This window comes from Priestia sp. J2 (assembly GCF_020790095.1).
In the GTDB taxonomy this organism is placed as follows: Bacteria; Bacillota; Bacilli; order Bacillales; family Bacillaceae_H; genus Priestia; species Priestia zanthoxyli.
Genome location: NZ_CP086208.1, coordinates 710,160 through 733,993, shown reverse-complemented (window position 1 = coordinate 733,993; position 23,834 = coordinate 710,160). Strand labels below are relative to the sequence as shown.

The 23,834-nt window shown below is 37.6% G+C and carries 27 protein-coding genes; 12 read left to right on the top strand and 15 right to left on the bottom strand.

The window, feature by feature from the left end:
• Nucleotides 1–254: 254 nt before the first annotated feature.
• From LJY09_RS03865 to gnd, 3 genes are all read right to left on the bottom strand, one after another.
• Nucleotides 255–1,781 (bottom strand): NCS1 family nucleobase:cation symporter-1, encoded by a 1,527-nt coding sequence (locus tag LJY09_RS03865; protein WP_028412331.1) that lies wholly within the window; start codon nucleotides 1,779–1,781, stop codon nucleotides 255–257.
• A gap of 278 nt (nucleotides 1,782–2,059) precedes the next feature.
• Entirely contained in the window at nucleotides 2,060–3,601 is a 1,542-nt protein-coding gene (gene gntK / locus LJY09_RS03860; protein ID WP_028412332.1) for a gluconokinase, read from the bottom strand.
• 25 nt (nucleotides 3,602–3,626) lie between these two features.
• Nucleotides 3,627–4,526 (bottom strand): phosphogluconate dehydrogenase (NAD(+)-dependent, decarboxylating), encoded by a 900-nt coding sequence (gnd, locus tag LJY09_RS03855; protein WP_028412333.1) that lies wholly within the window; start codon nucleotides 4,524–4,526, stop codon nucleotides 3,627–3,629.
• Between the two features lie 150 nt (nucleotides 4,527–4,676).
• On the opposite strand from gnd, the gene LJY09_RS03850 reads away from it, so the two are divergent.
• Together LJY09_RS03850 and LJY09_RS03845 are read left to right on the top strand one after the other, a co-directional pair.
• Entirely contained in the window at nucleotides 4,677–5,522 is an 846-nt protein-coding gene (locus tag LJY09_RS03850) for a MurR/RpiR family transcriptional regulator (RefSeq protein ID WP_014461544.1), read from the top strand.
• A gap of 169 nt (nucleotides 5,523–5,691) precedes the next feature.
• Nucleotides 5,692–6,171 (top strand): GNAT family N-acetyltransferase, encoded by a 480-nt coding sequence (locus LJY09_RS03845; RefSeq protein ID WP_028412334.1) that lies wholly within the window; start codon nucleotides 5,692–5,694, stop codon nucleotides 6,169–6,171.
• 125 nt (nucleotides 6,172–6,296) lie between these two features.
• Here LJY09_RS03845 and LJY09_RS03840 read toward each other — a convergent pair whose 3' ends face one another.
• Nucleotides 6,297–6,833: a phosphatidylglycerophosphatase A family protein gene (locus tag LJY09_RS03840; RefSeq protein WP_028412335.1), complete on the bottom strand. Its 537-nt coding sequence runs from the start codon at nucleotides 6,831–6,833 to the stop codon at nucleotides 6,297–6,299.
• Between the two features lie 172 nt (nucleotides 6,834–7,005).
• Here LJY09_RS03840 and LJY09_RS03835 point away from each other — a divergent pair, with 172 nt between their 5' ends.
• The 5 genes from LJY09_RS03835 (at nucleotide 7,006) to LJY09_RS03815 (ending at nucleotide 10,353) form a co-directional block, all read left to right on the top strand.
• Complete coding sequence (locus tag LJY09_RS03835) at nucleotides 7,006–7,392, top strand: hypothetical protein (RefSeq protein WP_028412336.1); 387 nt, start codon at nucleotides 7,006–7,008, stop codon at nucleotides 7,390–7,392.
• Nucleotides 7,393–7,825: 433 nt separating this feature from the next.
• Nucleotides 7,826–8,551 (top strand): alpha/beta hydrolase, encoded by a 726-nt coding sequence (locus tag LJY09_RS03830; protein WP_028412337.1) that lies wholly within the window; start codon nucleotides 7,826–7,828, stop codon nucleotides 8,549–8,551.
• Between the two features lie 82 nt (nucleotides 8,552–8,633).
• On the top strand, nucleotides 8,634–9,146 hold the full coding sequence (locus LJY09_RS03825) for a YjcG family protein (RefSeq protein WP_013055455.1): 513 nt from the start codon (nucleotides 8,634–8,636) through the stop codon (nucleotides 9,144–9,146).
• 5 nt (nucleotides 9,147–9,151) lie between these two features.
• Complete coding sequence (locus LJY09_RS03820) at nucleotides 9,152–9,586, top strand: GNAT family N-acetyltransferase (RefSeq protein WP_028412338.1); 435 nt, start codon at nucleotides 9,152–9,154, stop codon at nucleotides 9,584–9,586.
• Between the two features lie 89 nt (nucleotides 9,587–9,675).
• On the top strand, nucleotides 9,676–10,353 hold the full coding sequence (locus tag LJY09_RS03815) for a DUF421 domain-containing protein (protein ID WP_028412339.1): 678 nt from the start codon (nucleotides 9,676–9,678) through the stop codon (nucleotides 10,351–10,353).
• A 75-nt stretch (nucleotides 10,354–10,428) separates the two neighbouring features.
• On the opposite strand, the gene LJY09_RS03810 is transcribed toward LJY09_RS03815, so the two are convergent.
• A complete protein-coding gene (locus tag LJY09_RS03810) occupies nucleotides 10,429–10,680 on the bottom strand; it encodes a hypothetical protein (protein ID WP_028412340.1) in 252 nt (83 codons plus the stop codon).
• A gap of 377 nt (nucleotides 10,681–11,057) precedes the next feature.
• On the opposite strand from LJY09_RS03810, the gene LJY09_RS03805 reads away from it, so the two are divergent.
• Complete coding sequence (locus tag LJY09_RS03805; RefSeq protein WP_028412341.1) at nucleotides 11,058–13,376, top strand: ATP-dependent helicase; 2,319 nt, start codon at nucleotides 11,058–11,060, stop codon at nucleotides 13,374–13,376.
• A gap of 342 nt (nucleotides 13,377–13,718) precedes the next feature.
• Entirely contained in the window at nucleotides 13,719–14,507 is a 789-nt protein-coding gene (locus tag LJY09_RS03800; protein ID WP_028412342.1) for a M48 family metallopeptidase, read from the top strand.
• Nucleotides 14,508–14,554: 47 nt separating this feature from the next.
• Here the strand turns inward: LJY09_RS03800 and LJY09_RS03795 are convergent, their stop codons facing one another.
• The 5 genes from LJY09_RS03795 to LJY09_RS03775 all read right to left on the bottom strand — a co-directional run bounded on the left by LJY09_RS03795 (nucleotide 14,555) and on the right by LJY09_RS03775 (nucleotide 16,027).
• A complete protein-coding gene (locus LJY09_RS03795) occupies nucleotides 14,555–14,812 on the bottom strand; it encodes a sporulation-specific transcription regulator SpoVIF (RefSeq protein WP_013055449.1) in 258 nt (85 codons plus the stop codon).
• A 133-nt stretch (nucleotides 14,813–14,945) separates the two neighbouring features.
• Entirely contained in the window at nucleotides 14,946–15,068 is a 123-nt protein-coding gene (locus LJY09_RS03790) for a YjcZ family sporulation protein (RefSeq protein ID WP_013055448.1), read from the bottom strand.
• An 87-nt stretch (nucleotides 15,069–15,155) separates the two neighbouring features.
• Nucleotides 15,156–15,335: a hypothetical protein gene (locus LJY09_RS03785; RefSeq protein WP_014461555.1), complete on the bottom strand. Its 180-nt coding sequence runs from the start codon at nucleotides 15,333–15,335 to the stop codon at nucleotides 15,156–15,158.
• A gap of 61 nt (nucleotides 15,336–15,396) precedes the next feature.
• Nucleotides 15,397–15,573, bottom strand: a complete 177-nt coding sequence (locus LJY09_RS03780; protein WP_167387307.1) for a hypothetical protein — start codon at nucleotides 15,571–15,573, stop codon at nucleotides 15,397–15,399.
• A 67-nt stretch (nucleotides 15,574–15,640) separates the two neighbouring features.
• Nucleotides 15,641–16,027 (bottom strand): hypothetical protein, encoded by a 387-nt coding sequence (locus tag LJY09_RS03775; protein WP_028412343.1) that lies wholly within the window; start codon nucleotides 16,025–16,027, stop codon nucleotides 15,641–15,643.
• Nucleotides 16,028–16,288: 261 nt separating this feature from the next.
• Between LJY09_RS03775 and LJY09_RS03770 the strand changes: the two genes are divergently transcribed.
• Together LJY09_RS03770 and LJY09_RS03765 are read left to right on the top strand one after the other, a co-directional pair.
• A complete protein-coding gene (locus LJY09_RS03770) occupies nucleotides 16,289–17,026 on the top strand; it encodes a BMQ_0737 family morphogenetic spore coat protein (protein WP_028412344.1) in 738 nt (245 codons plus the stop codon).
• A 139-nt stretch (nucleotides 17,027–17,165) separates the two neighbouring features.
• Nucleotides 17,166–17,999, top strand: coding sequence for a hypothetical protein (locus LJY09_RS03765; protein WP_028412345.1), 834 nt, complete (start codon nucleotides 17,166–17,168; stop codon nucleotides 17,997–17,999).
• Nucleotides 18,000–18,046: 47 nt separating this feature from the next.
• On the opposite strand, the gene LJY09_RS03760 is transcribed toward LJY09_RS03765, so the two are convergent.
• The 5 genes from LJY09_RS03760 to mgtE all read right to left on the bottom strand — a co-directional run bounded on the left by LJY09_RS03760 (nucleotide 18,047) and on the right by mgtE (nucleotide 22,887).
• Complete coding sequence (locus LJY09_RS03760; RefSeq protein WP_034327373.1) at nucleotides 18,047–18,382, bottom strand: DUF1360 domain-containing protein; 336 nt, start codon at nucleotides 18,380–18,382, stop codon at nucleotides 18,047–18,049.
• A 77-nt stretch (nucleotides 18,383–18,459) separates the two neighbouring features.
• The gene (locus LJY09_RS03755; protein ID WP_033578056.1) at nucleotides 18,460–18,972 is read right to left on the bottom strand and encodes a CotO family spore coat protein; all 513 of its coding nucleotides are present in this window, start codon (nucleotides 18,970–18,972) and stop codon (nucleotides 18,460–18,462) included.
• 214 nt (nucleotides 18,973–19,186) lie between these two features.
• Entirely contained in the window at nucleotides 19,187–19,321 is a 135-nt protein-coding gene (locus LJY09_RS27575; protein WP_255256918.1) for a hypothetical protein, read from the bottom strand.
• Nucleotides 19,322–19,492: 171 nt separating this feature from the next.
• Nucleotides 19,493–21,352 carry a monovalent cation:proton antiporter family protein gene (locus LJY09_RS03750; RefSeq protein ID WP_028412348.1) on the bottom strand — a complete coding sequence of 620 codons (1,860 nt, stop codon included), beginning with the start codon at nucleotides 21,350–21,352 and terminating at the stop codon, nucleotides 19,493–19,495.
• Between the two features lie 158 nt (nucleotides 21,353–21,510).
• The gene (gene mgtE, locus LJY09_RS03745; protein WP_028412349.1) at nucleotides 21,511–22,887 is read right to left on the bottom strand and encodes a magnesium transporter; all 1,377 of its coding nucleotides are present in this window, start codon (nucleotides 22,885–22,887) and stop codon (nucleotides 21,511–21,513) included.
• A 177-nt stretch (nucleotides 22,888–23,064) separates the two neighbouring features.
• On the opposite strand from mgtE, the gene prpE reads away from it, so the two are divergent.
• Nucleotides 23,065–23,805, top strand: a complete 741-nt coding sequence (prpE, locus tag LJY09_RS03740; protein WP_028412350.1) for a bis(5'-nucleosyl)-tetraphosphatase PrpE — start codon at nucleotides 23,065–23,067, stop codon at nucleotides 23,803–23,805.
• The last annotated feature ends 29 nt before the right edge of the window (nucleotides 23,806–23,834 follow it).

Genomic DNA, 23,834 nt, shown 5'->3' with positions numbered 1-23,834 from the left:
CCCTTTAAGTAAACGCTTTCTTTATGTAGCAAAAAAGCTCTAAACCTGTTAATTTTTTAAAAAATACGTTTTAATTATCGAAATCGTTTACATTAATTAAATCAGAAAACGATTTCATCTTTTTATTACTTAAATTATATGAAAAAAAAATTCTTAAATCAATAAAAAAACTCAAAAAAATTTTATCAATTTTCTTCCATAGAGTTTCAACGCACAAAAAAATCCAATCATGTTAATGATTGGATTTATCTTATTTATTTAGTGATGGTGGGATCAGCGGTTTGACTGTCGATAATTGGTTTTTCGCTTGTTTTTAACGTTATTTCTTCATATTCTCCCGGCGCTAATACACTTTTATCTCCTCTCATGAGATACGTATAGGCGATGATAGAAATGAATAGACCAAATGTCCAGGCATTATCCCATAAAAAGCGCAGTCCAGGAATCAGTAAGCCTAAAACAGGTATGGCCACGCCAATTACTAATGCATAAATACCGTTTTTATTAAAACCAGTTGAATAACTATAGCGACCGTTTACCTCGTATAAATCCTTTAATGCCATCTGTCTCCTTCTTACAAGCCAGTAGTCAGCAATGGCGATCCCGTCTATAGGACCAAGCAGCGCTCCGTATGTTCCAAGCCATCCAAAGATATAATTCCCGAAATTAGACATGATGTACCATGGCTGAAGCAAAATAGCAAAGATACCGGTTACTAGCGCTCCCATCGCAAACGTGATTTTCTTTGGATTCAGATTCTCAATTGCACGGGCCGGCGCCACAATATTTGCTCCCACATTAATCGTTAAAGAAGAAAGCACGATAACGATTGTTCCTAAGAAAATGATAAACGGAGGGAATTTAGCTACTAACGCCACTGGATCCCAAATAGCTTCTCCGAATATAACGATGGTTGCCGAGGTAACAGCAATTCCAATAAATGAAAAAATACTCATTGTCAATGGCAAAGAGAAGGTTTGCGCAACCATTTGGGATTTCTGGCTTCTAGCATATCGACAAAAATCCGGAATGTTCAAAGCGAGCGTCGCCCAAAATGCAATGACTCCGGTTAAAGCAGGAAAAAATACAGCTAGAAATTCTCCGGTGGATGTAAATTTAGAAGGTGTAGATAAAATGGGCCCCCACCCTCCTGAGTTTGTATAAGCCCATATAAAAAGAATAATAGCTGAAATACCAATAACCGGAGCAGCAATCGCTCCTAACACTTTAATTGCTTGCGGTCCTTTATACGCCACTCCTACATTTAAAAGCCAAAAGAGAGCAAATACAATGGCTGTATGACCAGCTAAACCATTCCAAGATGAAAATGAAGCGCTTAGCAGTGTATCAATTGCTTCCGTTCCAATCCATGTATTAATTCCAAACCATCCAGCAGCCACAATAGCCCTAGCCAGTGCTGGGATATGTGCTCCTTTATCTCCAAACCACAGGCGGGCAAATACCGGATAAGGAATGCCAAACTTGGTTCCAGCGTGAGAATTAAGCAAAATAGGAATAAGAACAATTACATTTCCTAAAAAGATTGTACCAATTGCCTGCCACCAGTTCATTCCAAGCGTCATCATTCCGCTCGCCATTGTGTAAGCTGGAATACACAGACACATCCCAATCCAAAGCGTGGCAAAGTTAACTCCTTTCCAAGAATGTTCTTTCATCGTAGTAGGACGTAAATCTTCATTCCAAAGATCGCTGCCGCTCAGCTGATTGTGCGTCTCATCTGTGAGCGTCACAATTCCATCTTGCTCGATTTGTGTTTTCATCCATAAAACCCCTTTTCATAAAATAAGTTCATTTCAAAAAACAAATTTTATTTGAATTTTCTGAAATATAAAGGCGTTTGTGACGATTCCTTCTAGTATGTGATCAATACTAACGTTATTCCTTATTATATTTAATGCGAAACAGGGATACACTGGACAAATTGTAACATTATTTGAGGGAACTTTTATATATTGTGTAGTGTTAACTCTTTTGGTTGTTAGATAACCTAACACACAAAAAATCATCGCCTGAAAGCTTCAAGCGATGATTTTTGAACTTAATGTACGTATTTTTTTTGAAAAGCCGTAATGCTTTCGTATTCTTCTTTAAATAAACGAGCCAAACGAATATAGATAGTCGTTAACTCTTTATATACTTCACTGTTTTCTTTGATTGGATAATGATGATTAGTCGCTCCAACCATATCGGAAACAACGTTTAATGAGTCGACTTCGCCAAGGCTATATAAGCCAAGAATAACTGCTCCTAGACATGAACTTTCAAAGCTTTCCGGCACGGATACTTCTTGGTTAAAAATATCTGCCATCATTTGGCGCCAAAGTGCGGAACGTGCAAATCCGCCTGTTGCCTGAATTTTTGTAGGTTCTCCAATTAACTCTTCAAGTGCTAATAATACCGTATACAAGTTAAAAATAACGCCTTCTAATACGGCGCGAATCATATGTTCTTTTTTATGATGCAAACCTAGGCCAAAGAACGAACCTTTAGCATTTGCATCCCAAAGCGGCGCACGCTCTCCTGACAGGTATGGATGAAACAATAAGCCGTCTGCTCCAGGTTTCACTAAAGCCGCAATATCCGTTAATACTTCATATGGATCTTTTCCAAGACGTTTAGCTGTTTCGACTTCCGACGCTCCAAATTGATCACGAGCCCATCTAAAAATCATGCCTCCGTTATTTACAGGGCCGCCAATTACCCAGTGGTCTTCTGTCAACGCATAACAGAAAATACGACCTTTAGGATCGACTACTGGCTTGTCAGTGACTGCTCGAATAGCTCCGCTTGTCCCAATTGTTACTGCAACAACGCCTGGTTCAATCGCATTTACACCTAAGTTTGATAATACGCCATCGCTTGCACCTACAATAAAGGGCGTATCCGGCAGTAAGTGCATCTCAACTGCAAGCTCTGTGTTTAGCCCTTTCACTTGATGCATAGTTGAAACAGGAGTGGATAGCTGATCTGTCGTCACACCTGCTACTTTTAATGCTTCTTCATCCCACGCAAGATTTTTCAGATTAAATAAACCTGTTGCTGATGCAATCGAATAGTCGATCACATATTCGTTAAACAACTTAAAGAATACATATTCTTTAATTGAAATAAACTTATGTGTTCCCTTCACTAATTCAGGCTGTTCATTAGAAAGCCATGTTAGCTTGGAAAGTGGCGACATCGGGTGAATAGGCGTGCCTGTACGTAAATAAATCTCATGGCCGTTGTATTCATTTTTAATTTTTTCCGTCCATTCTGCACTTCTATTATCGGCCCACGTAATACATTTTGTCAGCGGCTTTCCCTGCTGATCAACGGCAATAACACTGTGCATAGCTGAGCTGAATGAAACGCATAAAATATCCTCAGGTTTTACATCGCTTGTTTTTACAACCGTTTGAATGGTACGTACAACTGCTTGAAAAATTTCTTCAGGATCTTGCTCAGCCATCGCGGGCGTAGGCGAGTATAGTGGATACTCAATCCCATGGTTAGCAATGACTGTACCGTCTACTGAAAATAATACAGACTTTGTACTCGTTGTTCCGATATCTACACCTATTGCATATTTTTTGCTCATGCTGCTGTCCCCCTACTTTACTACTTTACTTATTTACAACACCGTGACCGCCGAATTCATTTCGAAGTGCTGCTACAACTTTTCCTGTAAATGTATCTTCCTCTAATGAACGATAGCGCATCATTAGCGATAAAGCAATAACAGGAGTTGCCGTTTGAAGATCAAGGGCAGTCTCTACGGTCCATTTCCCTTCACCAGAAGACTGCATGACTCCTTTAATACTATCTAGTTTAGGATCTTTTGAAAACGCATTTTCCGTTAGTTCCATTAACCAAGAGCGAACGACAGATCCGTTATTCCAAACGCGCGCTACGGCTTCATAGTCGAAATCAAACTGACTTTTTTCCAGAACTTCAAATCCTTCAGCAATGGATTGCATCATTCCATATTCTACACCATTATGAACCATTTTTAAAAAGTGACCGCTTCCGCTTTTGCCTGCGTACATAAATCCATTTTCTACGCAAATATCACTAAAAATTGGTTCAATTGTACGGAATGCTTCTGCATCTCCGCCAATCATTGTACACGCTCCGTTTCTTGCACCTTCCATTCCGCCGCTTGTCCCTACATCAAAGAAGTAAATACCTTTTTCCTGAAGATCCTGAGCACGTCGAACAGATTCTTTATAATTAGAGTTTCCTCCATCTATTACAATATCTCCTTCTGACAGAAGGTCTTTTAGTTCTGTAATCACATTTTCCGTTACTTCTCCAGCCGGAACCATAACCCATACAACTTTAGGTGAAGGGGGAAGTTCGTTGACTAGCTCTTCAATAGTAAAGGCACCAGCTGCTCCTTCATTTGAAAGTTTTTCTACCGCTTCTTTATTCACATCATAAGCTACAACTTCATGATGGTTGTCCATTAAATTTAATGATAAATTATATCCCATTTTTCCTAAACCGATTAATCCAATTTTCATTTTATAAACTCCCTTTGAAAAAAAATTTCACATTACCTCCATTATACGAATTATTTTTCATTTTGCAATCGTTTACAAGAAAATTTTTTTCACACATATTTTTGTGCTATACTCTTTTTACTACTAAATTCGTGGAAAGGAACATCAGTTATGACGCAAAATTGTTTAGGAAAAATTCGTTCTCACTATGCTAGATTCAGTGAAAAAGAGAAAAAAATTGCAAATTATATTTTAGAACAGCCGGAACAAATTATTCACAGTACCATTAACGAAGTAGCAGACGATTTAAATGTAGCTGATGCAACAGTCTTTCGCTTTTGTAAACGAATTGGCTTCAAGGGCTATCAGGCGATGAAAATAGCGCTGGCTGCTGAAATTATGACGCCTATTCAGCAGATTCACGAGGAAATTGCTGAAACGGATAATGAAAAAACGATCGCTGAAAAAATCTTTCGCTCCAACGTGCGAACGCTTGAGAATACATTACAAATACTAGAGGGCAATGCTATTGAAAAAGCCGTCAAACTTTTAATGAAGGCCGATAAAGTTCAATTTTATGGCACGGGAGGCTCTTCAGTCGTAGCTATGGATGCTTTTCATAAATTTGTGCGAACAGGAATTAAAACGTTTGCATTTATCGATTCCCATTTCCAGCTTATGTCCGCTTCTCAATTGACGAAACAAGATGTAGCGGTAGTGATTTCTCATTCTGGAACAAATAAAGACACGATGAACATTTTAAATACAGCAAAAGCGAACGGCGCCAAAACGATTGGGATCACGGGTTTTCCTAAATCTCCATTAAGTCAAAACGTTGACGTTTCTCTTTATACAAGTTCAGAAGAAACCGAATATCGATCTGAAGCTCTCGCCTCGAGAATTGGACAGCTAAGCCTCATTGATGCTTTGTATGTTAATGTAATGATTGCGAATAAAGACACCTCTAAACACTCGCTTGAAAAAGTACGCGATGCTATTGCTGAAACTAGAATTTAATGTTTCGCCCTTATATATTCTTCAACTACAACATCAAACAGAGCATAAAATATATGCTCTGTTTAGTGCGGTTCTTCACTTAAAATTTTCAGGTTTTCATTCTCATTTAACATTTTCTAAGTTGCTACATATGATAAAGCACAACTTTTAAAAAGTAGGTGAAGTGTGTATGGATATTATCTATCGCACTGCAAAACTAGATGATTATACAGAAGTAAATAAAATATTAGGGGAATCACTAGAACTCCACGCAAATGCGCTCCCTTCTATGTTTGATAACCAAATGGCTGTTTTATCTCCAGAACAATATCAAGCTACCCTTTATTATGCAACCATTGATATTCTTGTAGCTCAATATCGAAATCAAATTATTGGAGCGTCTGTTGTTGAATTAAAATATAACCCTCCCACCACGTTAGCTCCGCTTTCCTACACAGCATACATCCAATATTTTGGTGTAAAAAAAGGCTTTCAAAATTATGGGGTAGGAAAAGGTCTTTTTTCTGCTACGAAACAGTGGGCTGTACAAAAAGGAGCAAATGACCTCCAGCTTACCGTATGGGCATTTAACGAAAAAGCACGTGCTTTTTATGAAAGTCTTGGACTGGAAAACTTAAGCTATCTTATGACTACTTCACTACAGCCATAAATCGTTCCATTAACGCAGGCTAGGCACGTATCTCCTACGTGCCTAGCCTCCGTTATTCAAATAAAAGACTAAATCATTTTAACGCGTTAATTTACGCAGCTTATATACATACTAAAAGAAGTTTATTACGTAGCCGGATTGCCTTCTTGCAGCTGTTCTTGTTCATCACGCTGACGGTGAGCCAAACGACTTGCCGCACTAGAAGCTACGCTCGCTACCAAATCATCTAAAAAGGTATTAACTCCTTTTTCTTTTTTACAGTCCAGCTTTTCAATAATACCTACTTTTACTTTATCTAAATAGCCAAAGGTCGTAACAGCGATACTGCCATAGGTTAAAACGGCACCTAAAGCAATCGTTTCGTCAACGCCAAACAACCCTTCGTCTTGTTCTACAATACTTTGAAGAGGTTCTGATAATTTATTTTGCTCAGCTAACTTATCAAGTTCGATTCCAACTAGAAGGGCATGCTGAATTTCTCGCTTTTGCAGTACTCTCTCTACGCTTTCAGCGCATTCCTGAATGGTTAGAGCTGGATGATAAGGAAGCTGTAAATCATACACAATTTCAGCAATATCCAAAACTGTTACGCCACGCTCTTCCAGCAAATTAAATGTTGCCTTTGCTACTTCTTTGCTCGTTGGGATTTTTTTCGCTGTCATGTCTCTCTCTCCTTTTCAAGTTGTTGTCTCTCTTTATACTAAATTCGATGAGAGCCGCTAAAAACCTTTTTTGTTCATCCGCCTGAGTTCATAAACTCGTCACATATCTCTTTAGGCGCTCATTACATTTACTTGCTATAATAAAATTATCGAATCAGGAGGTTTGTCTACTGTGGAAGAAAAACAAAGTAAATTTAGCAGAGGCTTATTATTATTTTTCATTGGCGCAACAGCCCTTTTCTTTATCATCTTAATCGTTCTGTTTCTCATGTCTACTTTTGGAAAAAGCGAAAAAGAAGCTGTGGCTCTGCTCGCAGGAAATCACTATGCTATCGTTAAAGAAGAGAATTCATATACTCTTTATGATCAAAAAGAAAACAAGCCTATTTTGAAAGATGTAAACGGCTATTTCGGTGCTCGCAATATCCGAAGTTATGTAAAGAATGACACAGAATTGGTTTCGATTGATGAAAAAGAAGAGGAATATACGAAAAAACCGCTAGAAAAAGCCACTCAAGCAGAAAAAGATATGTTTAAAAAGATGAAAAAATTAGATTAACAAAAAAACGAATCATCAATCAAACTGTTTGATTGATGATTCGTTTTTTTTGTTAAAGTGGACGCAGATTTTATCTGTTTCATTCCTTCTATCAGTTGGTTGGAGGGCAAGGCGAAGATTTCTGCGGAAACAGCGGAACAGGTGAGACCCCGCAGGAGCACAAGCGACGAGGAGGCTCACCGCCCGCCCGCGGAAAGCGGAGTCTTGCACGGAAATCAACTGCGGCCGAGCAAGCTGCCCAGATTATATATCCAGATTGTTCATGCTTGGATGAAATTCATTTCGTTACGTCCCAACCTCTTTTTTTAGCAACGCATGCCTCTTTCTCGTCATTCGCTAAAAAATTCGTTACAATAAAATAAAGAACGATTTTTAGAAAATGTGTTACAATAAAGGTAACGCTTTCATTCAAATGCATAGGAGTCGATTATTCATGTCAGAAAGTAAGCGGAAGTTAGAAGAAATTTCTTTTTATAGTGACGCACTGCAAGAAGATGTCACGTTACTAGTCTATTTGCCGTCAAACTATTCTACGCTCTATAAGTATTCTCTACTTATCGCCCAAGACGGAAAAGATTATGTTATGTACGGACGTACACCTCGTTTAATCGATGATTTAATGAACGAGTCAGAAATCGATCGTACTATTTTTGTTGGAATTCCATATAAAAGCGTGGAAGACAGACGCGATAAGTATCATCCAGAAGGAAAGCAGGTAGATGCTTACATTCGCTTTTTAGCACATGAACTTGTGCCATTTTTGGATAAAACATATCCTACATATCAAATGGGAAAATCGCGTGTTCTAATTGGTGATTCGCTTGCTGCTACAGTTTCACTGCTGACGGCCATTGCGTATCCTCACACGTTCGGGAAAGTAATTATGCATTCTCCTTTCGTGAACGATGCTGTATTACAAACGGTCAACTCATTTGCTTCTCCTTCACTTCTGGATTTGTATCATGTTATTGGAACGGAAGAAACGGATGTCAAAACAACACAAGACGGTATATTGAACTTTATTGAGCCTAACCGCCTGTTGCACGAACAAATGAAGCAGCGTGGATATTCTGTTTTCTACGAAGAATTTAATGGAAATCATACGTGGAAATACTGGCAAAAAGACGTAAAGCGGTCGCTTCAATATATGTTGAAGTAGAAAGATATCATATTTTTTGAAAATTTGTTATAATAAGCTCGCTTTATACATATTTTATGATCTTACTTTGGAGGGATTTTTTATGAAATTTGGCGTTGTACTTTTTCCATCTAAAAAATTGCAAGATGTAGCGAATTCTTATCGAAAGCGCTATGATTCTCACTATTCATTAATTCCGCCTCATCTTACATTAAAAGAAGTCTTTGAAGCTACAGAAGACCAAATTGACGAAATTGCGGCTAATTTGCGTAAAATTGCCGAAGAAACAAATCCATTTACATTAAATGTAACGAAAGTAAGCTCATTTTCACCAGCCAATAACGTTATTTACTTAAAAGTGGAACAAAAGCCAGAACTGACGTCACTTTACAATAAACTTCATGAAGGCAATCTCGAACAACCAACTGAGTATTCATTTATTCCACATATTACAATTGGTCAACGACTTTCAGATGATGAGCACTTAGATGTGTATAGCCAGTTGAAGCTTGTAGATGTCGCTCATGAAGAAACAGTTGATCGCTTTCATTTAATGTACCAGCTTGAAAATGAAACATGGACTGTGTTTGAAACATTTCGTCTTGGAAAGGGATAAGATACGTGAACATCAAAGTACTAACGAACAAACAAGATCCTTCTGATGCTTACTTCGTACGTCAAAAAGTATTTGTAGAAGAACAGCAGGTTGATGTAGAGCAAGAAATCGATGAATACGATTCCGAAGCCCTGCATTTAGTTGTATACAAAGGAAATGCACCAATTGGGGCAGGACGCTTCCGTATGGTAGAGGACTATGGAAAAGCCGAACGAATCTGCGTTCTTTCTTCTTATCGAAAAGACGGTGTAGGAAAGCTTTTGATGGATAAGTTAGAAGAGATCGCAGCAGAGCATGAGATTGAAAAGATTAAGCTGCATGCTCAAACGCATGCGGAAGGATTTTATAAAAAGCTAGGCTACGTAACGGTTTCAGGTGAATTTATGGATGCTGGAATTCCACATGTGGAGATGGTAAAGAAACTAAGTAAAAAACACTAGGAATTGAACCTGGTGTTTTTGCTTTTTTAAAGGATAAGAACCTTTGCTTTGCTTATACTAATACCTAATCATGTGAATTAGGTGAAAATATGGATGAACTTATCGGAATTGCACTAGAACTCTTTATCGGATTTATCTGCTTGTTTATCTTAACTAAATTTTTAGGCAGAGCGACGATCACTCAGCTTACCACTTTTGATTTTATCTCTGCTCTTGTATTAGGAGAGTTAGTAGGAAATGCGTTATATGACTCAGAAGTAGGCATAGGCAAAATTTTATTTGCTGTTATCTTTTGGGGAGCGCTTATTTATGTCACCGAAGTTATTACTCAAAAAAATATTCGCCTGCGCTTGTTTTTAGAAGGACGGCCATCTATTATTATTCGAAAAGGGAAAATTTCGTACAAAGAACTTAGCAAAAATCGATTAGATATAGATCAGCTTCTTCATATGCTGCGTTCAAAAGACATATTTTCCATTCGTGAAGTTGAATATGCGATTTTAGAAACAGATGGCTCGCTAAGCGTATTGCCAAAATCTGATTATGCTAAGCCAACAAGAAGCGATCTGCAGCTGCCTCCTTCTGAACCTGTTTTATCTATCGCCTTCGTCAGTGATGGACGTTTGCTTTTGAAAAACTTAATTCAGTCAGGCTTTGATGAAGACTGGCTAAAGAAACAATTAAAAAAACAGGGATTTACCGATTATAAACAGGTGCTTTATGCTGAATGGCAGCAGGGCCGTACACTTTTTATTGAATCTTACTAAGGTGTTTTTTACTTGTTCATTACTTTGTTAAAAATCGTGAGCGCATTCATTCTGCTGCGTTCACGATTTTTTCTATTATACCCGTGTATTAATCACTAGGCCCTTATTTGTTAGCTTGCTGTATACACGCTCTGCTGCTTGAAGGTTTTTTCGCTTTTGTACTGAACTTGGCGTCAATTCCAATGAGTGAGAACGCGATTCAAACTCTTCGTCAAAGCTTTTTTTCTGGACAGGCCAAATACGATTTGAAAAAGAAGCATTATTTTTTTGAAGGCGATTTGCATATTGAATAGACTGATAAGGCGTGACGGGCAGTATATATCCCATATGAACCCTCCTCTTTTTCAAAATACCTTCTACTCCCAGACCTCAGTATTTTTCGCAAGAAGTATCGACATTGAAACAGCTCACTTACGCCCTCTTCTAGACTTGTTCAAAACAGATAGCACTTTGTATCTATACCTCCTTTTTTTGAACATATGTGATCTCTTACTCAATATATACCCTTTTTTATATCGTATCCCTCCAAAAATATCCGTACTCTTTTTAAAAAAAGATGATTTTGATATGATAGACTTTGATTATAGAATAAAAACTGTGCGTATATACACATCTATATCGATGTAGAACAAGAGCGGCTTCTTGCTTTAACTCCCTCTTATTTACTATTGATTGTTCATGTTTTACAAAGGAGGCCATGTTTTTTGCAACGTGCACTTTATCAAAAACAGATACTTAATCTTGCTATAACGGCTAGAGACCGATTTCAATATTTATATGAAGCTAGTCTCCGAGGAGAAATAACATGTGCTCACTGCGGAGAACCAGTTAAATTATATCTGGGGATTGAACATTCTCCTTACTTTTATCATGCTCAAGTTCCTCATGAAAGAGAAGAGTGTTCAGACACACTATCAGAAACAACAGCTGTACAACAAATAAAAGAAACTCCGGCTGAATACAGAGAAACCAATGGATTTCGTATTCCTAAAGGACGAGCTATTGGTGAGAAAAATTCAACTGTAAAAGAGAAAGCGACATGGAGGCCTTCCGCGCCTTTTTCAAGTGTTCCTGCTTTTCGCTCAAAACCACCTGTTCCTAAACACTCTGACTCTACTTATTTAAATGAATTTAAAGAGAGCGGTATTGAATTAGATTCGAACCAATGGAAAGCTGTTACACATTCAGAAGGACCTCTTCTTATTCTAGCCGGTGCAGGAAGCGGAAAAACGCGTGTGTTAACAGCTCGCACCGCATATATGATACAAGAAAAACAAATTGATCCAAAATCCATTATGCTGGTGACTTTCACGGCTAAATCAGCTAAAGAAATGAAAGAACGATTGGCTACATATCCAAAGATGTCCGGCTTACATCTTCGTCAAATGCTAGTTGGAACTTTTCACAGCATTTTCTTACGTATGATTGTTCATCACAATCCTCAAGCGTGGCAAATGGATCGCCTGCTGAAATGGGATTGGCAAAAAGAACAGATCGTGAAAGAAGCAGCAAGAGAGCTCCACGTGGATGAAAAAGATTTCCCGTTTGATCAGGCACTTCAGCAAATCGGCTATTGGAAAAACACGCTTGTTGGCGTGAAAGATGTTCGCCCAAAAGACAAATGGGAACAAGATGTGCACTTTTTATATCGTCGCTATGAAGAAGTCAAAAAGCAAAAACAGCTATTCGATTTTGATGACATGCTGTATGGATGTTATGAAATGCTAAAACAAAATCCCGATTTGCTAACTCGTTATCAAAAAAGATTTCGCTATTTTTTAATTGACGAATTTCAAGATATCAATAAAGTTCAATATAAAATTATGAAAATGCTAAGTGAAGACTCTAAAAACTTGTGTGTCGTAGGAGATGATGATCAATCAATTTACGCTTTCCGCGGAAGCGACCCTTCGTTCATCTTAAACTTTGAAAAAGATTTTGCTCATACAACTGTTATTACGTTAAACCAAAATTATCGTTCAGCTCACGCCATCGTTTCTTCCGCTAATAAAGTAATTGCACGAAATACAGCGCGCCGACAAAAAGAAATGGCTGCCCAGTTTGATAATGAGTTAAGACCTACCTTCTTCTTTCCATACGACGAAGAAGAAGAAGCAACAATGATTGTAACGGATATGAAAGAAAAGATTAAGCAAGGAGCTTCTCCAACTGACTTCGCGGTCTTGTACCGAACTCACGCTTCTTCACGCGCCATCTTTGAACGTTTATCGCAGTCAAACCTGCCATTTTCAATCGAACAAGATGCGGATTCGTTTTATAAAAGAAGAATGGTTCGAAGTTTACTTTCATTTCTACGCTTGAGCGTGAATCCAAATGACGCAAGTTCGCTACAAGATTTAGTGAACGCACTCTTTTTAAAGAAAACAGCAGTCAATGACTTAAAAGCAGCAAGTATTCTTCATGATGGTACATTTATTGATGCGCTTGAATATCTTCAAGATTTAAAACCGTTTCAGCAAAAAAAGCTCAAGAAAGTAATTCCTTTATTCAAGTCGCTAAAATCAATGTCTCCTTCTTTGGCACTTGAGACGATTTCTAAGGATATGGGATTCGATGATTTTGTCAAAAAACGCGGAAATGAAGGAAATATGATGGAAAAAGGTTCGGATGACGTGCGGGATTTAAAAGTTGTAGCACGTAAATTCAAAACCGTACCTGAACTGTTAGAGCATGTGGATCATATGATTGCCATGAACACAGAGATGAAAGCTTTAAGCAAGCAATTTAATGAAAGTATTCAGCTAACCACCATTCACCGAGCAAAGGGTCTTGAATATAAGCATGTATACGTACTGAGCAGCGTAGACGGAGGATTGCCTCATGATTATGCACTCGAAGCTTATCGAGGCGGAGATGATGTGCCGCTTCAAGAAGAACGCCGCCTTTTATATGTAGCCATGACGCGTGCACAGAATTCACTTTACTTATCTGTTCCGCAAACTAGAAGAGGTAAAACCGCTTATCCTTCGAGATTTCTGAAGTCTTTTATAAAAAAAGTATAAAGCAAAAAAGGCTGGGACAAAAGTATTTTAGTCAAATTGAAGTACGAACGGTTAATCAAAATTATTGATTAACCGTTCGTACTTTTTATTGTCATGTACATGTAGAGTTAATATATTTAGTTGCTTCTAGCTGTTGATTGGAGGGCTCTTTGGGGAAAAGCGGAAGGGATGAGACCCCGTAGGAGCTCATGTATCCAATTTTCTCCTCTTTAGATTGGATTGATTTCGTTACGTTTCAACCTCTATTATTAACCAAACATTCCACTAAGAGGTAGATATTCATAAGTAGATGCGTTACACTACGTTATGTACTGCATTACTATATTTTAGGAGGTTCCATTATTGAACGCAAAGCTTATTCATGAAAATGAAAAGATTTTTTTCATTTTGTGTATGGTTATCAGCTTATTAACCTATTTGTTTTTAATTATTTCACTCGTCGGCATTCTCTACATTGCAATCGGTTTTTTCATTACATTTATGCTACACGGTTTCTCTATTGCTCAAATTCGCAATAATGGAGTTAGATTGACAGAGAAGCAGTTCCCGCATACTTATCATCAGGCAAAACATTTATCTTCAGAGCTGGATTTAGAGCTGCCCGATATTTATATTGTTCAATCAGGCGGCTTATTAAACGCGTTTGCTACACGTTTTTTTGGACGTCACTTTGTCGTTTTATACTCCGACATTGTTGAAATGATTGAAGATAATCAAGAAAAAGAACTTTCTTTTATCATTGCCCACGAATTAGTTCATATCAAACGTAAGCACACACTCTACCACTCACTTATTCTACCTGCTCTTTGGGTTCCTTTTTTAGGAAAAGCTTACTCTAGGGCCTGTGAATATACATGTGATCGCATAGCTTCCGTTGCGATTGGTGATGCAAAAGCTGCCACTCAAGCACTCACTATACTTGCGGTTGGTCATTGTCTAAATAAAAAAGTAAATCAGGAAGAATTTGTTCATACGCACTCACAGGAAAAAGGTTTTTTTATGTGGTTGAATCAAGCTACTTCAACTCACCCTCCTATCGCTCATCGTATTAAAGAAATTAATTACTTAGCACAGCATCCCGAACTGTTTGATCTTGATTCTAACGCATTTCAAACAAATGAAATTGCCTAAATGGAAAAAAGCCCTGACACCTCAGGGCTTTATATAAAAATATTAAATTATTTTTTCTCATTTAGCATTTTAGCGATGGTCGCAAAATCAATGGATTGATTATTGTTTGCAATCGCCTTAACAATTTGTTCTTCTTTTTGTTTTGAAATTGGCTTATTCGCAATTTGTGCTACTCGCTTCACAATATTACGCACCGTTTGCTCATCTTTAAAATTAGCATTTTGTACAGAATTCGCAAGTTCAAAAATATCCTTCATATTAACGCCTGTTTTCTTTTCTATATTTTTAAACATATTATTATCCATTTTGCATGACCTCCTTTATTTATACTTCATCGTATGCACCATGTGCCTAGATGGTGCCCTTTACATTTAATAAAAAAATAAAGTGCGAGTGAAACTTCACCCGCACTTTTCGGTGCCTTATTCATAGAAGGGATTAATTGTAAAAACAAACACAACCAACAATAATTAATAGAATGAATAATACAACGATTAACGCAAAACCACCGCCGTAGCCACCACCGTAACCACAACCACCGTAGCCAAATCCGCAGCCCATAATATTACACCCCCTCTGTTTTACTCTCTATACTGTATGTTCAATAATATGATTTTGTATGGGCTTTTCAACTGTGTACATTAAATTTCATTGTCCAAACGGATCTTCAGCATCTTGCTCATCAAGTCTTTTTACATTTTGCTGCAGTTTCCTCTCTTGCTGTTCCATCTGATTTTCTGCTTTTTCTACTTCTTTCATTCTCTTTCGATGTTCTCCCATCATATGCTGTTCAAAAAACCGTTCAAATTCATCGAAAAAATCTGGCATCTCTACACCTCTCTCCACTCCATGTAAAAAAGCATTGTCCGAGTGACAATGCTTCTATTGCTTATCGCTTTGGTAACTTTGAACCGCAGCCGCAACCACCTTGTTTTGGAGAAGGGTACTGGACTGGCTTAGGAATGGCATGCCCTTTCTTCACCGATTGTTTTGTCATTGGTTGTGGATGATAAGGCAGGGGCTGAGGGTATTGATTAGGATTATAATTATAATGATAATACATCATGTTTCCCTCCTTTTCACAGCATCCTATCTATAACATTATATTCAGGACTAAAGAAAGACGTTCTATCTTATTTGTCCATTTTGCGCTGCAGGGACAAAAATAAATCCGTGCTGTTTTTTTGTTTCCTCACTCTCGGTCTTTCTCCTCCCTTTTGCTCTGTCACTTCACGCAGCCGATTTTGCAGTTCTTGAATTGTCCCTTGAGCTTGATGATTGTACTGTACAATAGACTGTTCGGTTTTTGATTTTTGTTCATTGACGCATGCTTTAAGCCAATCTATTTTTTCCTCTAGCTTCTTTTTTTCTTCTTCATGCTTTTGCTGTAATTCCAATAACTCTTCCTTCATATCTTCATATTCAAATTCTTGGTGCTTGAATTTTTGATATTCTTCTTTATAAAAAGCCAACTCCGACTTCAATGAAGCAATATATTGTTTTGTTTTTTCCTCGCTCATGCCCTTCACTCCTCCATTATAAATAACCCACAGCTTCTAAAAAATCAGTTAAAGATGAATAACACTTTTTATTAACATGAATATGCTGTAATTGAGTTTATTATTTCCTTCATTTTTTATGCTCGCTCCAACTAGGATTTATTCCGATAAATTCCGCTTTTACTAAGGAACATAAAAGCAGGTCATTCATACACTATAGTAGTCCGATACCTAGTAACAAAAAGCGTAAAGGAAGGACAATTACAATTAGGAGGTTTAAAAATGGCAGAACTTTTTGAATCATTATGTATCCGCGTACCTAAAGTGTACGACTGGGTTAGACGTCAAGTTGTTTTACCACAAATCTTTACGAACGACACTTCATTATTTGAAGAAGAAGCACTTAAAGATTTAGGCCATGACGTAGAAGTGGAAATTGTTTTAACAGATAGTGAAGGTCACCCTGTAGATCCTTCAGATGAAGACGCACTTGATAACGTGATTGAGCTTGTGCCGCACGGTGGTCGCAGACCTAAAAAAATTGTGTTACCAGATGGAGAAGTTGTTGTTCTTCATGAAGTAAAATTATCAATTAGCGGCTTTTACCGAGTTAAGTTAATTGAATTGAATGGACATCACAAACACGATGAGGTTGAATCTAGCGTTATTCCTTGGAAAATACATCAAACATTCTATTTATGCGCCCCGGAAGGAACAGAACCTGTTGTCCACCTTGAATCTTTTGAAGGAACTGACGGTTCTCTCAGATTATCAGATTGTCACTTACAGCAATTAAGCTTTGATCTTATGTTATGCCTAAGTGTTCAAATTGAAAAAGATGTTAAAGTTGAAGTAGAAGGAAGCTTCTGCTACCCTCGCCCTGAAATCATTTCTACAAGCAGCTGCTCACCTATTGAATATCCACCTCAATGTGATGCTATTTTCCCTGGAAGACCACATCACGATGATTTTGATGGAGACGATGTAGAGTCAGGCTTCGACCATCACGAATTTGATTAACAAGATAAAAAGCCAGAGGAGAATATTTCTCCTCTTTTTTCATCCTTTACGCGCTTTCTGCATACATATAAATAAAACTGCTATGGGCAGCTCTAACGACCAGATTAATTTATAGCTCAGCAGGAAAGGAGACTACTAGATGAGTCGTAACTCCCCTTCCCCTAAAGATGATCTAACTCAATTAAAACAAAAGCTCATACACTATAAATCAGAAATTCGAAACGTGCAAAACCAACTAAAAAGCTATGAACGAGCTTTAGAGCGAGAAAAAGAAAATACATCGTTTTGGAAAAAGAAACACGCTGAGACGCTTTCTACATCTGAAAAAGAAGTAGAAATTGAAGAATTAGAAAAAGAACTGGATCTACTGAGAAACGAGCTTTCCGAACAAAAAATTATTGCCGAAGCGTTTCGAGAAAAAGCTTCAAGGAAACAGCCCGTTATTGAAGAAAAAATCGTGGAGAAAGTAATTGAAAAGATTGTAGAAAAACCCATAGAAAGGTTCGAAAAAAGCGATATCCTCTGTTTCTTCCAACATTCCATACTGCTGCCAGAACAAGATGAAAGCGAGCTGATGATGTTCGGCAACGTAATTATTCAAAATCAAACGAGCAGTACTTTACGCTCTCCGGTGCTTTGCTTAAAGATGAAGCCTACTGCTTCTGCTATGTTAAGCGGGAAGATCATTGATGAAAAAGATATTGAAGCTTCTAGTATCCCCTCTTCTTCTTTAGAATGGCGCTACGCTCATCCAAAATGGAACGAAAAAATTCAAAATGACGGTGAATATTGGATTAAACCCATTAAGCAAACAGTATTAAAGCCCAAAGGCAAATTACTATTTGACTCTTTTCAAGTAGTCATTCCTCTCTCCACTGATACAACTTCATTTATTCTAGAAGGCTTTTTCTATAGTGAAGAGTGGCAGGAAGGTATTCCTTTTTTAAATAAAGTTGTGCTAAATTTCCCTTAATCATTAAAAGACATATTGACGATCAATATGTCTTTTAACTCGTCCATTTATTTCATAAAAGATTCTATAATTCCTGCACACCCTGCAATAGCTAAGATCGTAATAATAGGAATAGCAATGTGCGGGACCGCTACATAACTAAAATAAATCCCTACCGCACACCATATGCCTGTACACCAATAGCAGCTGAGCAGTTCTCCAATCCACCTTTGCAGCCCCTTCCCTTTTATCTCTAGGTAAGTTACTGTATTTCCTTGTTCATCTTGATCTTCTACGATTTTATGAAACGGTTTACGAATAAACGCTGTAATTTTATCAAAAACAATTAGACGAGTAAGTCGAAACGTCGCAAAGACAAATAATGTTAGATAAATCCATGTCATCTTCATTCCTCCGTGCATTCACAAACTTATGAAAATAAAAGCTAACGTGCTTCTTCACTGTTAGCTTTTAAAATTACTTAAATTTTAACGATAGATATGGTTTGAATATCATGAAATGTCAATACTGTTTTCTCTTTATTAGGAGGAACGCTTACGTATAAACTTCCTTCTTTTAATTCTAAAATTGTTCCTATATATTTTTGATTTTGGCACGTAATTTCACAAATTGGCTGAGACATATGAGGCGGGAAGCTGCATAGAAATTCAACTTTTTCTTTAATCGTCATAGACTGAAACATTTTATTTGGCTTTTTATTCTCTGATTGCGGTATATCCACGGGAACAATTGAACGCTCTTCCTTTTTTTCATTCTTAATCTCTTCCACTTTTTCTACGTCAGGCTCTTTGACTTCTTGAATAGAAGAAAAGCTGGGCTCTTCTTTTAACACATGCTCTTTCTCTATTCCTTTATTGTCTTGCTGTTTTGAACTAAAATAATATTGCATAGAACGCTGGTTTTGCGTAGCGTTTGGCTGGACAATGTACATTAGCGGCTCATTTTCTTCTGACTTAGATTTTGAGTTAGTCATGAAGCATACCTCCAATTGCTTGTTATCGTTCTTTTAAAAATGTATGCTTGCACACGGAAAAACTTGTTTATTTTTTTGCGGCAGCCTTTTTAGAAATAAAAGCAGCACTATACTTTTTTATATAATTTAGGAAAATACCACAAAAGAAGTTGAGATATAACTAAATTAATTCAATCTAAAGACGCATAAATAGGATACATGAGCTGAACGCTTGTTACACCGCCGTTGATTTCCGTGCAAGACTTCGCTTTCCGCGGGCGGCCAATGAGCCTCCTCGTCGCTTGCGCTCCTGCGGGGTCTCACCCCTTCCACTTTTCCCGCAGGAGTCTTCGTCTTGCCCTCCAATCAACTGCTAGAAAGAGCTAAACAGATGAAACTTATTTTCAAAACAACAAAAAAAAACGAACCACTAATCAAACATGTTGATCAGTGGTTCGTTTTTCACTTGAGCTAAAATACTTTTGTCTCAGTCTCTTCCTCTCATTCAATCAGGTAGAAAACTAAATCCAGCTAAATACCTTTATCTAATTTTATACTCAAGAAGCATACGCAATTCATTCACATACGAACGAGACCCCGTTACAATCAAACGATCATCAAATTCAAGCTCTGTATCGCCATGAGGTACAATAGAATCTTTCCCTCTGAAGATTCGAACAAAAATCACATCTCCTGTAAACGGGAACTTACGAAGCTCTACCCCCTCGTATTTAGGATTACGCATATTAATTTGATAAAGTGCTGTTTCTTGATTCGTTAAGATATTTAAAATATTTGGCGATTCGATTAAAGCTTTTAGCAATGCCGTTGTAGATAACAGCACAGAAAAAACTTCAATGTTATTTTCTTTCATCTTTTCATCTAAGACAGGACTTTCTACGCGGGCAATAACCCGTTCTGTACCATACTCTTTTGCAAATAGAGCAATGTCGCTATTTCTTTCTTCTTCCCCTGTTGTTACAACTAATACATCCGCATCTAAAATCCCCATACTTCTTAACGTTTCCTTACTATATCCATCGATGTCGACGATATTAAAAATGGAATCCGACGTACGGTTTTCAATTTTGTCCTGAGTAGGATGATAAATCGTCACATCATATAAATCAAGATCCATTTCTCGAATAACCGGGAGTGTAAATTGATTTGCACCAAGCATATTGACCTTCAGCTTTCTATCACTGATTTCTGGCTTTGGAAACAGCTTTCTAAAGATAATAGGTGTAATAATACATGTAATAATCGCCACCAAAATCAGCGCACCGGACATTTGTGAATCAATCACACCAATATTTTCACCAACCGTTGCTGCCGCAATAACGAGTGATAAAGTCGATGTTAAAAGAAAACCCGATGCCAAAACGGTTTTCATATCATACCATTTTCTTAAGATTAACGCTGGAACTAGCTTGGATATTAATAATGCAATGAATAATAAAGGCATTAAAATCAGCACTTTTTTATCACTGAACAATGACCAAACGTCAAGCTTCACTCCTACCATCACAAAAAAGATAGGAATTAAAAAACCGTAGCCAAACGAATCTAATTTATGAACTAAGTTTTTATTAGGCGCAAGAAGAGAAACGAGTGATCCCGCTAAAAAAGCGCCTAAAATGTTTTCAACACCAATTGACTCCGAAAGGCCCACTAGAATGATAATGAGTGCAAATACGGCGCGCGTGTCAATTTGAATTGTACCTTTAGACATTGTCTCAAGAAACGATCGGTTTTTAAACTGCTTCCCTATGAAGTATAAAATCACTCCTACTCCAAATAAAATTAAAATCAACCATGTATTGCTATTTCCTGATTTATCATAGACGGAAGCAAATACGGCTAGTAAAATCATCGTGACTAAGTCCGCAATAACCGCAATCAATAAAATGGTTTGTCCAATTGGCTTTTTCATAATCTGTGCATCTTTTAAAGTCGGCACTACTACTCCTAGTGAAATGGTAGAAATAATAAGCGTCATCAAAAAGGCATTATCAATAAAACCGGTCCATACAAAAACATAGGACAAAAATAGTGAAACCGCAAAGATAGCTGCAAACACTAGTATAGAAATGGAAAAAGCATTCGGCACCTTCGCTCCTGATGCCTTTTTGTCTTTTGAATTTCCTCCAGCAAAAGCAGAAAAATCAATTTCCAAACCACTTAAAAACATCAAAAAGATAAAGCCTAAAGTGGAAAGTGTTTCAAGCCACATATCCTGCTCCACAAGGTCAAAACCACTTTTCCCTATAATTAATCCCATAATAATTTCAGCTACGACTACAGGTATAATGTTGAGTTTAAACCGATGCAACAGTATAGGCGTTAAAAAGGCCAAACTAATGACGATAACAAGTGATGTAAAGGACGCGTGCTGTTCCATTAGATTCCCCTCCTTTTACCTTCGCTATTTATAAAACGAAGACGTTAGTATTCAAAATTAAAGGTTAATCATAAAAGCTTGAAGGTTCTCTGTCAACTATATGAACTGATAATGAAAATCCGACATGATTACTCATGTCGAATTCCAAAGTCCCTTCATTATTTTAAATAACTCATAAATGTTGTGGCTAGACCGAAGTAAATTAAAATACTGATAAGATCATTGATCGTTGTAATAAATGGTCCTGATGCGACTGCAGGGTCAATTTTGAATCTGTGCATGAGAAGCGGGATAAACGCTCCTGCTAGTGTAGCCACAATCAATGTTGAAAATACAGAGACGCCTACCAAAGCGCCTAAAACCAGATCTCCCTGCCAAATATAAACAATTAATACAACTAAAAGTCCACATGATGCGCCCGTAATCATTCCGGTAGCTGCTTCTCGGATTAACAGCTTAAATTTGCTTTCTTCTTCGATTTCTCCCGTCGCCAGTCCGCGAACCGCAACGGCTAGTGCCTGTGTTCCTGTATTACCAGCCATACCGCCAATTAAAGGTATAAATACAGCTAAAATAGCTACTTGATTCAACGTATCTTCAAAACGTCCAATTAAACTCGCTGTCATCATTCCTAAAAACAGCAAAATAATCAGCCAAGGCAGCCTCTTTTTGGCCGCTACTAAGGGATTGTGGTCAATCGTATCATCTACATCACTAATACCGGCTAATTTAGAATAGTCATCCGATGCCTCTTCATCAAGAACATCCATCACATCATCAACCGTAATAATCCCTAGAAGATGCTGCTGAAAATCAACAACTGGAAGCGCAAGAAAGTTGTAATCGCGCATAATGCGCGCAACTTCTTCTTGGTCTTCTGCTACTGACACGGATACAACTCGTTCATTCATAACTTCGCTTATCATGGTATCTTCATCTGCTATAATTAAATCACGAAGAGAAATAACACCTGCTAGATGCTTTTGTTCATCAATAACAAATACATAATAAATCGTTTCCGCTTCTGGAGCTTCCCTGCGTAGAATGTGCATAGCTGAATGTACGGTTTGATTTTCACGAATGGCCACAAACTCAGTAGTCATAATACTTCCAGCGGTATATTCCTCGTAATGAAGCAGCTCTTTAATTTCATCGGCTGCTTCTTCATCCATAATCGTTAAATAGCTCGCCACTTGTTCTTTATCCAATTCATTTAATACGTCAACGGCATCATCCGCCGACATTTCCGACAGCATGTCTGCTGCAAAATTGGGATGCATTTCTGAGAGAATTTCTTGATAATCTTCTTCTCGTATCTCTACATTTTCAAAGATATCCGCCATTTCTTCCGGAGATAACATCTCGTACAGCGCAAACCTAGAAGGCTCATCTAATTCTTCAAAAAATTGAGCTTGGTCATACGTATGCATATGTAAAAATTCTTCACGAAATGCATCGATTTCATTTTTTTCTAGAAGTGATAATAAATGTTCGGCGAACCATGCTTTTTCTTCTTTTTCAATTGAATCTGTCATGTCTTCAACCTCCCTGTCGCACAAAACTCATTTAACTTTATGATGAATTTTGTTTTTTTTCAACTCATAGCTCTTTACTCTTTTCCCAATAATATATAAGTTCTACACATAGTTTGCTCCATATAAGGGTAATTTTATATCGTCAAAGGAAAAACCTTTTAAGGATGTGGATAAAAGATGAAAGTAGATATAATAGGCGATATCCATGGATGCTATGATGAATTAAAAGCGTTAACAGAAAAACTTGGGTATGAGTGGCAAGACGGAATTCCTGTCCACTCTGACGGACGGCGCCTTGGATTTGTAGGTGATTTAACAGACCGAGGACCTCATTCACTAAAAGTGATTGAGCTCGTATGGTCACTTGTGATCAAGCATCAGCAAGCTTACTACTGTCCAGGCAATCACTGTAATAAGCTATATCGCTTCTTTTGCGGTAACAAAGTGGAAATTACTCATGGGTTAGAAACGACCGTTGCTGAGTACGAAGCCTTGCCTTCAAGAGAACAGAAATTCATTAAAAAAAAGTTTATTGAGCTTTATGAGCAATCACCTCTATATGTGCAGCTTGATCAAAATCAATTAATTATTGCTCACGCCGGCCTTAAAGCTAAATACATCGGCAGAACAGATAAAAAAGTTAAAACCTTTGTGCTATACGGAGACATTACGGGTGAAAAACATCTAAACGGTATGCCTGTCCGACGGGATTGGGCCCAACATTATAATGGAAAACCTTTTATCGTGTATGGGCATACACCCGTAGTAAAAGCCAGAAAAATTCATAATACCATTAATATTGATACGGGCGCAGTTTTTGGAGGGGCTTTAACGGCGTTTCAGTATCCTGAAGGGAATATTATATCGGTGCCTTCATCTATGCCTTATGTAGAGGAAAAATTTAATCACTTCGCGTAAAAAGAAAGTCGCTTTTCATTTAAAAAGCG

Excerpts from the sequence above, each read along its gene's own strand:
- LJY09_RS03795 (WP_013055449.1), bottom strand. The coding sequence starts at position 14,812 with ATGGATAATAATATGTTTAAAAATATAGAAAAGAAAACAGGCGTTAAT.
- LJY09_RS03810 (WP_028412340.1), bottom strand. The coding sequence starts at position 10,680 with ATGGGATATATACTGCCCGTCACGCCTTATCAGTCTATTCAATATGCA.
- LJY09_RS03825 (WP_013055455.1), top strand. The coding sequence starts at position 8,634 with ATGAAATTTGGCGTTGTACTTTTTCCATCTAAAAAATTGCAAGATGTA.
- LJY09_RS03830 (WP_028412337.1), top strand. The coding sequence starts at position 7,826 with ATGTCAGAAAGTAAGCGGAAGTTAGAAGAAATTTCTTTTTATAGTGAC.
- LJY09_RS03790 (WP_013055448.1), bottom strand. The coding sequence starts at position 15,068 with ATGGGCTGCGGATTTGGCTACGGTGGTTGTGGTTACGGTGGTGGCTAC.
- LJY09_RS03785 (WP_014461555.1), bottom strand. The coding sequence starts at position 15,335 with ATGCCAGATTTTTTCGATGAATTTGAACGGTTTTTTGAACAGCATATG.
- LJY09_RS03845 (WP_028412334.1), top strand. The coding sequence starts at position 5,692 with ATGGATATTATCTATCGCACTGCAAAACTAGATGATTATACAGAAGTA.
- mgtE (WP_028412349.1), bottom strand. The coding sequence starts at position 22,887 with ATGACAGATTCAATTGAAAAAGAAGAAAAAGCATGGTTCGCCGAACAT.
- LJY09_RS03765 (WP_028412345.1), top strand. The coding sequence starts at position 17,166 with ATGAGTCGTAACTCCCCTTCCCCTAAAGATGATCTAACTCAATTAAAA.
- LJY09_RS03770 (WP_028412344.1), top strand. The coding sequence starts at position 16,289 with ATGGCAGAACTTTTTGAATCATTATGTATCCGCGTACCTAAAGTGTAC.
- gnd (WP_028412333.1), bottom strand. The coding sequence starts at position 4,526 with ATGAAAATTGGATTAATCGGTTTAGGAAAAATGGGATATAATTTATCA.
- LJY09_RS03750 (WP_028412348.1), bottom strand. The coding sequence starts at position 21,352 with ATGGAACAGCACGCGTCCTTTACATCACTTGTTATCGTCATTAGTTTG.
- LJY09_RS03775 (WP_028412343.1), bottom strand. The coding sequence starts at position 16,027 with ATGAGCGAGGAAAAAACAAAACAATATATTGCTTCATTGAAGTCGGAG.
- LJY09_RS03760 (WP_034327373.1), bottom strand. The coding sequence starts at position 18,382 with ATGACATGGATTTATCTAACATTATTTGTCTTTGCGACGTTTCGACTT.
- LJY09_RS03850 (WP_014461544.1), top strand. The coding sequence starts at position 4,677 with ATGACGCAAAATTGTTTAGGAAAAATTCGTTCTCACTATGCTAGATTC.
- prpE (WP_028412350.1), top strand. The coding sequence starts at position 23,065 with ATGAAAGTAGATATAATAGGCGATATCCATGGATGCTATGATGAATTA.
- LJY09_RS03815 (WP_028412339.1), top strand. The coding sequence starts at position 9,676 with ATGGATGAACTTATCGGAATTGCACTAGAACTCTTTATCGGATTTATC.
- LJY09_RS03755 (WP_033578056.1), bottom strand. The coding sequence starts at position 18,972 with ATGACTAACTCAAAATCTAAGTCAGAAGAAAATGAGCCGCTAATGTAC.
- gntK (WP_028412332.1), bottom strand. The coding sequence starts at position 3,601 with ATGAGCAAAAAATATGCAATAGGTGTAGATATCGGAACAACGAGTACA.
- LJY09_RS03865 (WP_028412331.1), bottom strand. The coding sequence starts at position 1,781 with ATGAAAACACAAATCGAGCAAGATGGAATTGTGACGCTCACAGATGAG.
- LJY09_RS03780 (WP_167387307.1), bottom strand. The coding sequence starts at position 15,573 with ATGATGTATTATCATTATAATTATAATCCTAATCAATACCCTCAGCCC.
- LJY09_RS03840 (WP_028412335.1), bottom strand. The coding sequence starts at position 6,833 with ATGACAGCGAAAAAAATCCCAACGAGCAAAGAAGTAGCAAAGGCAACA.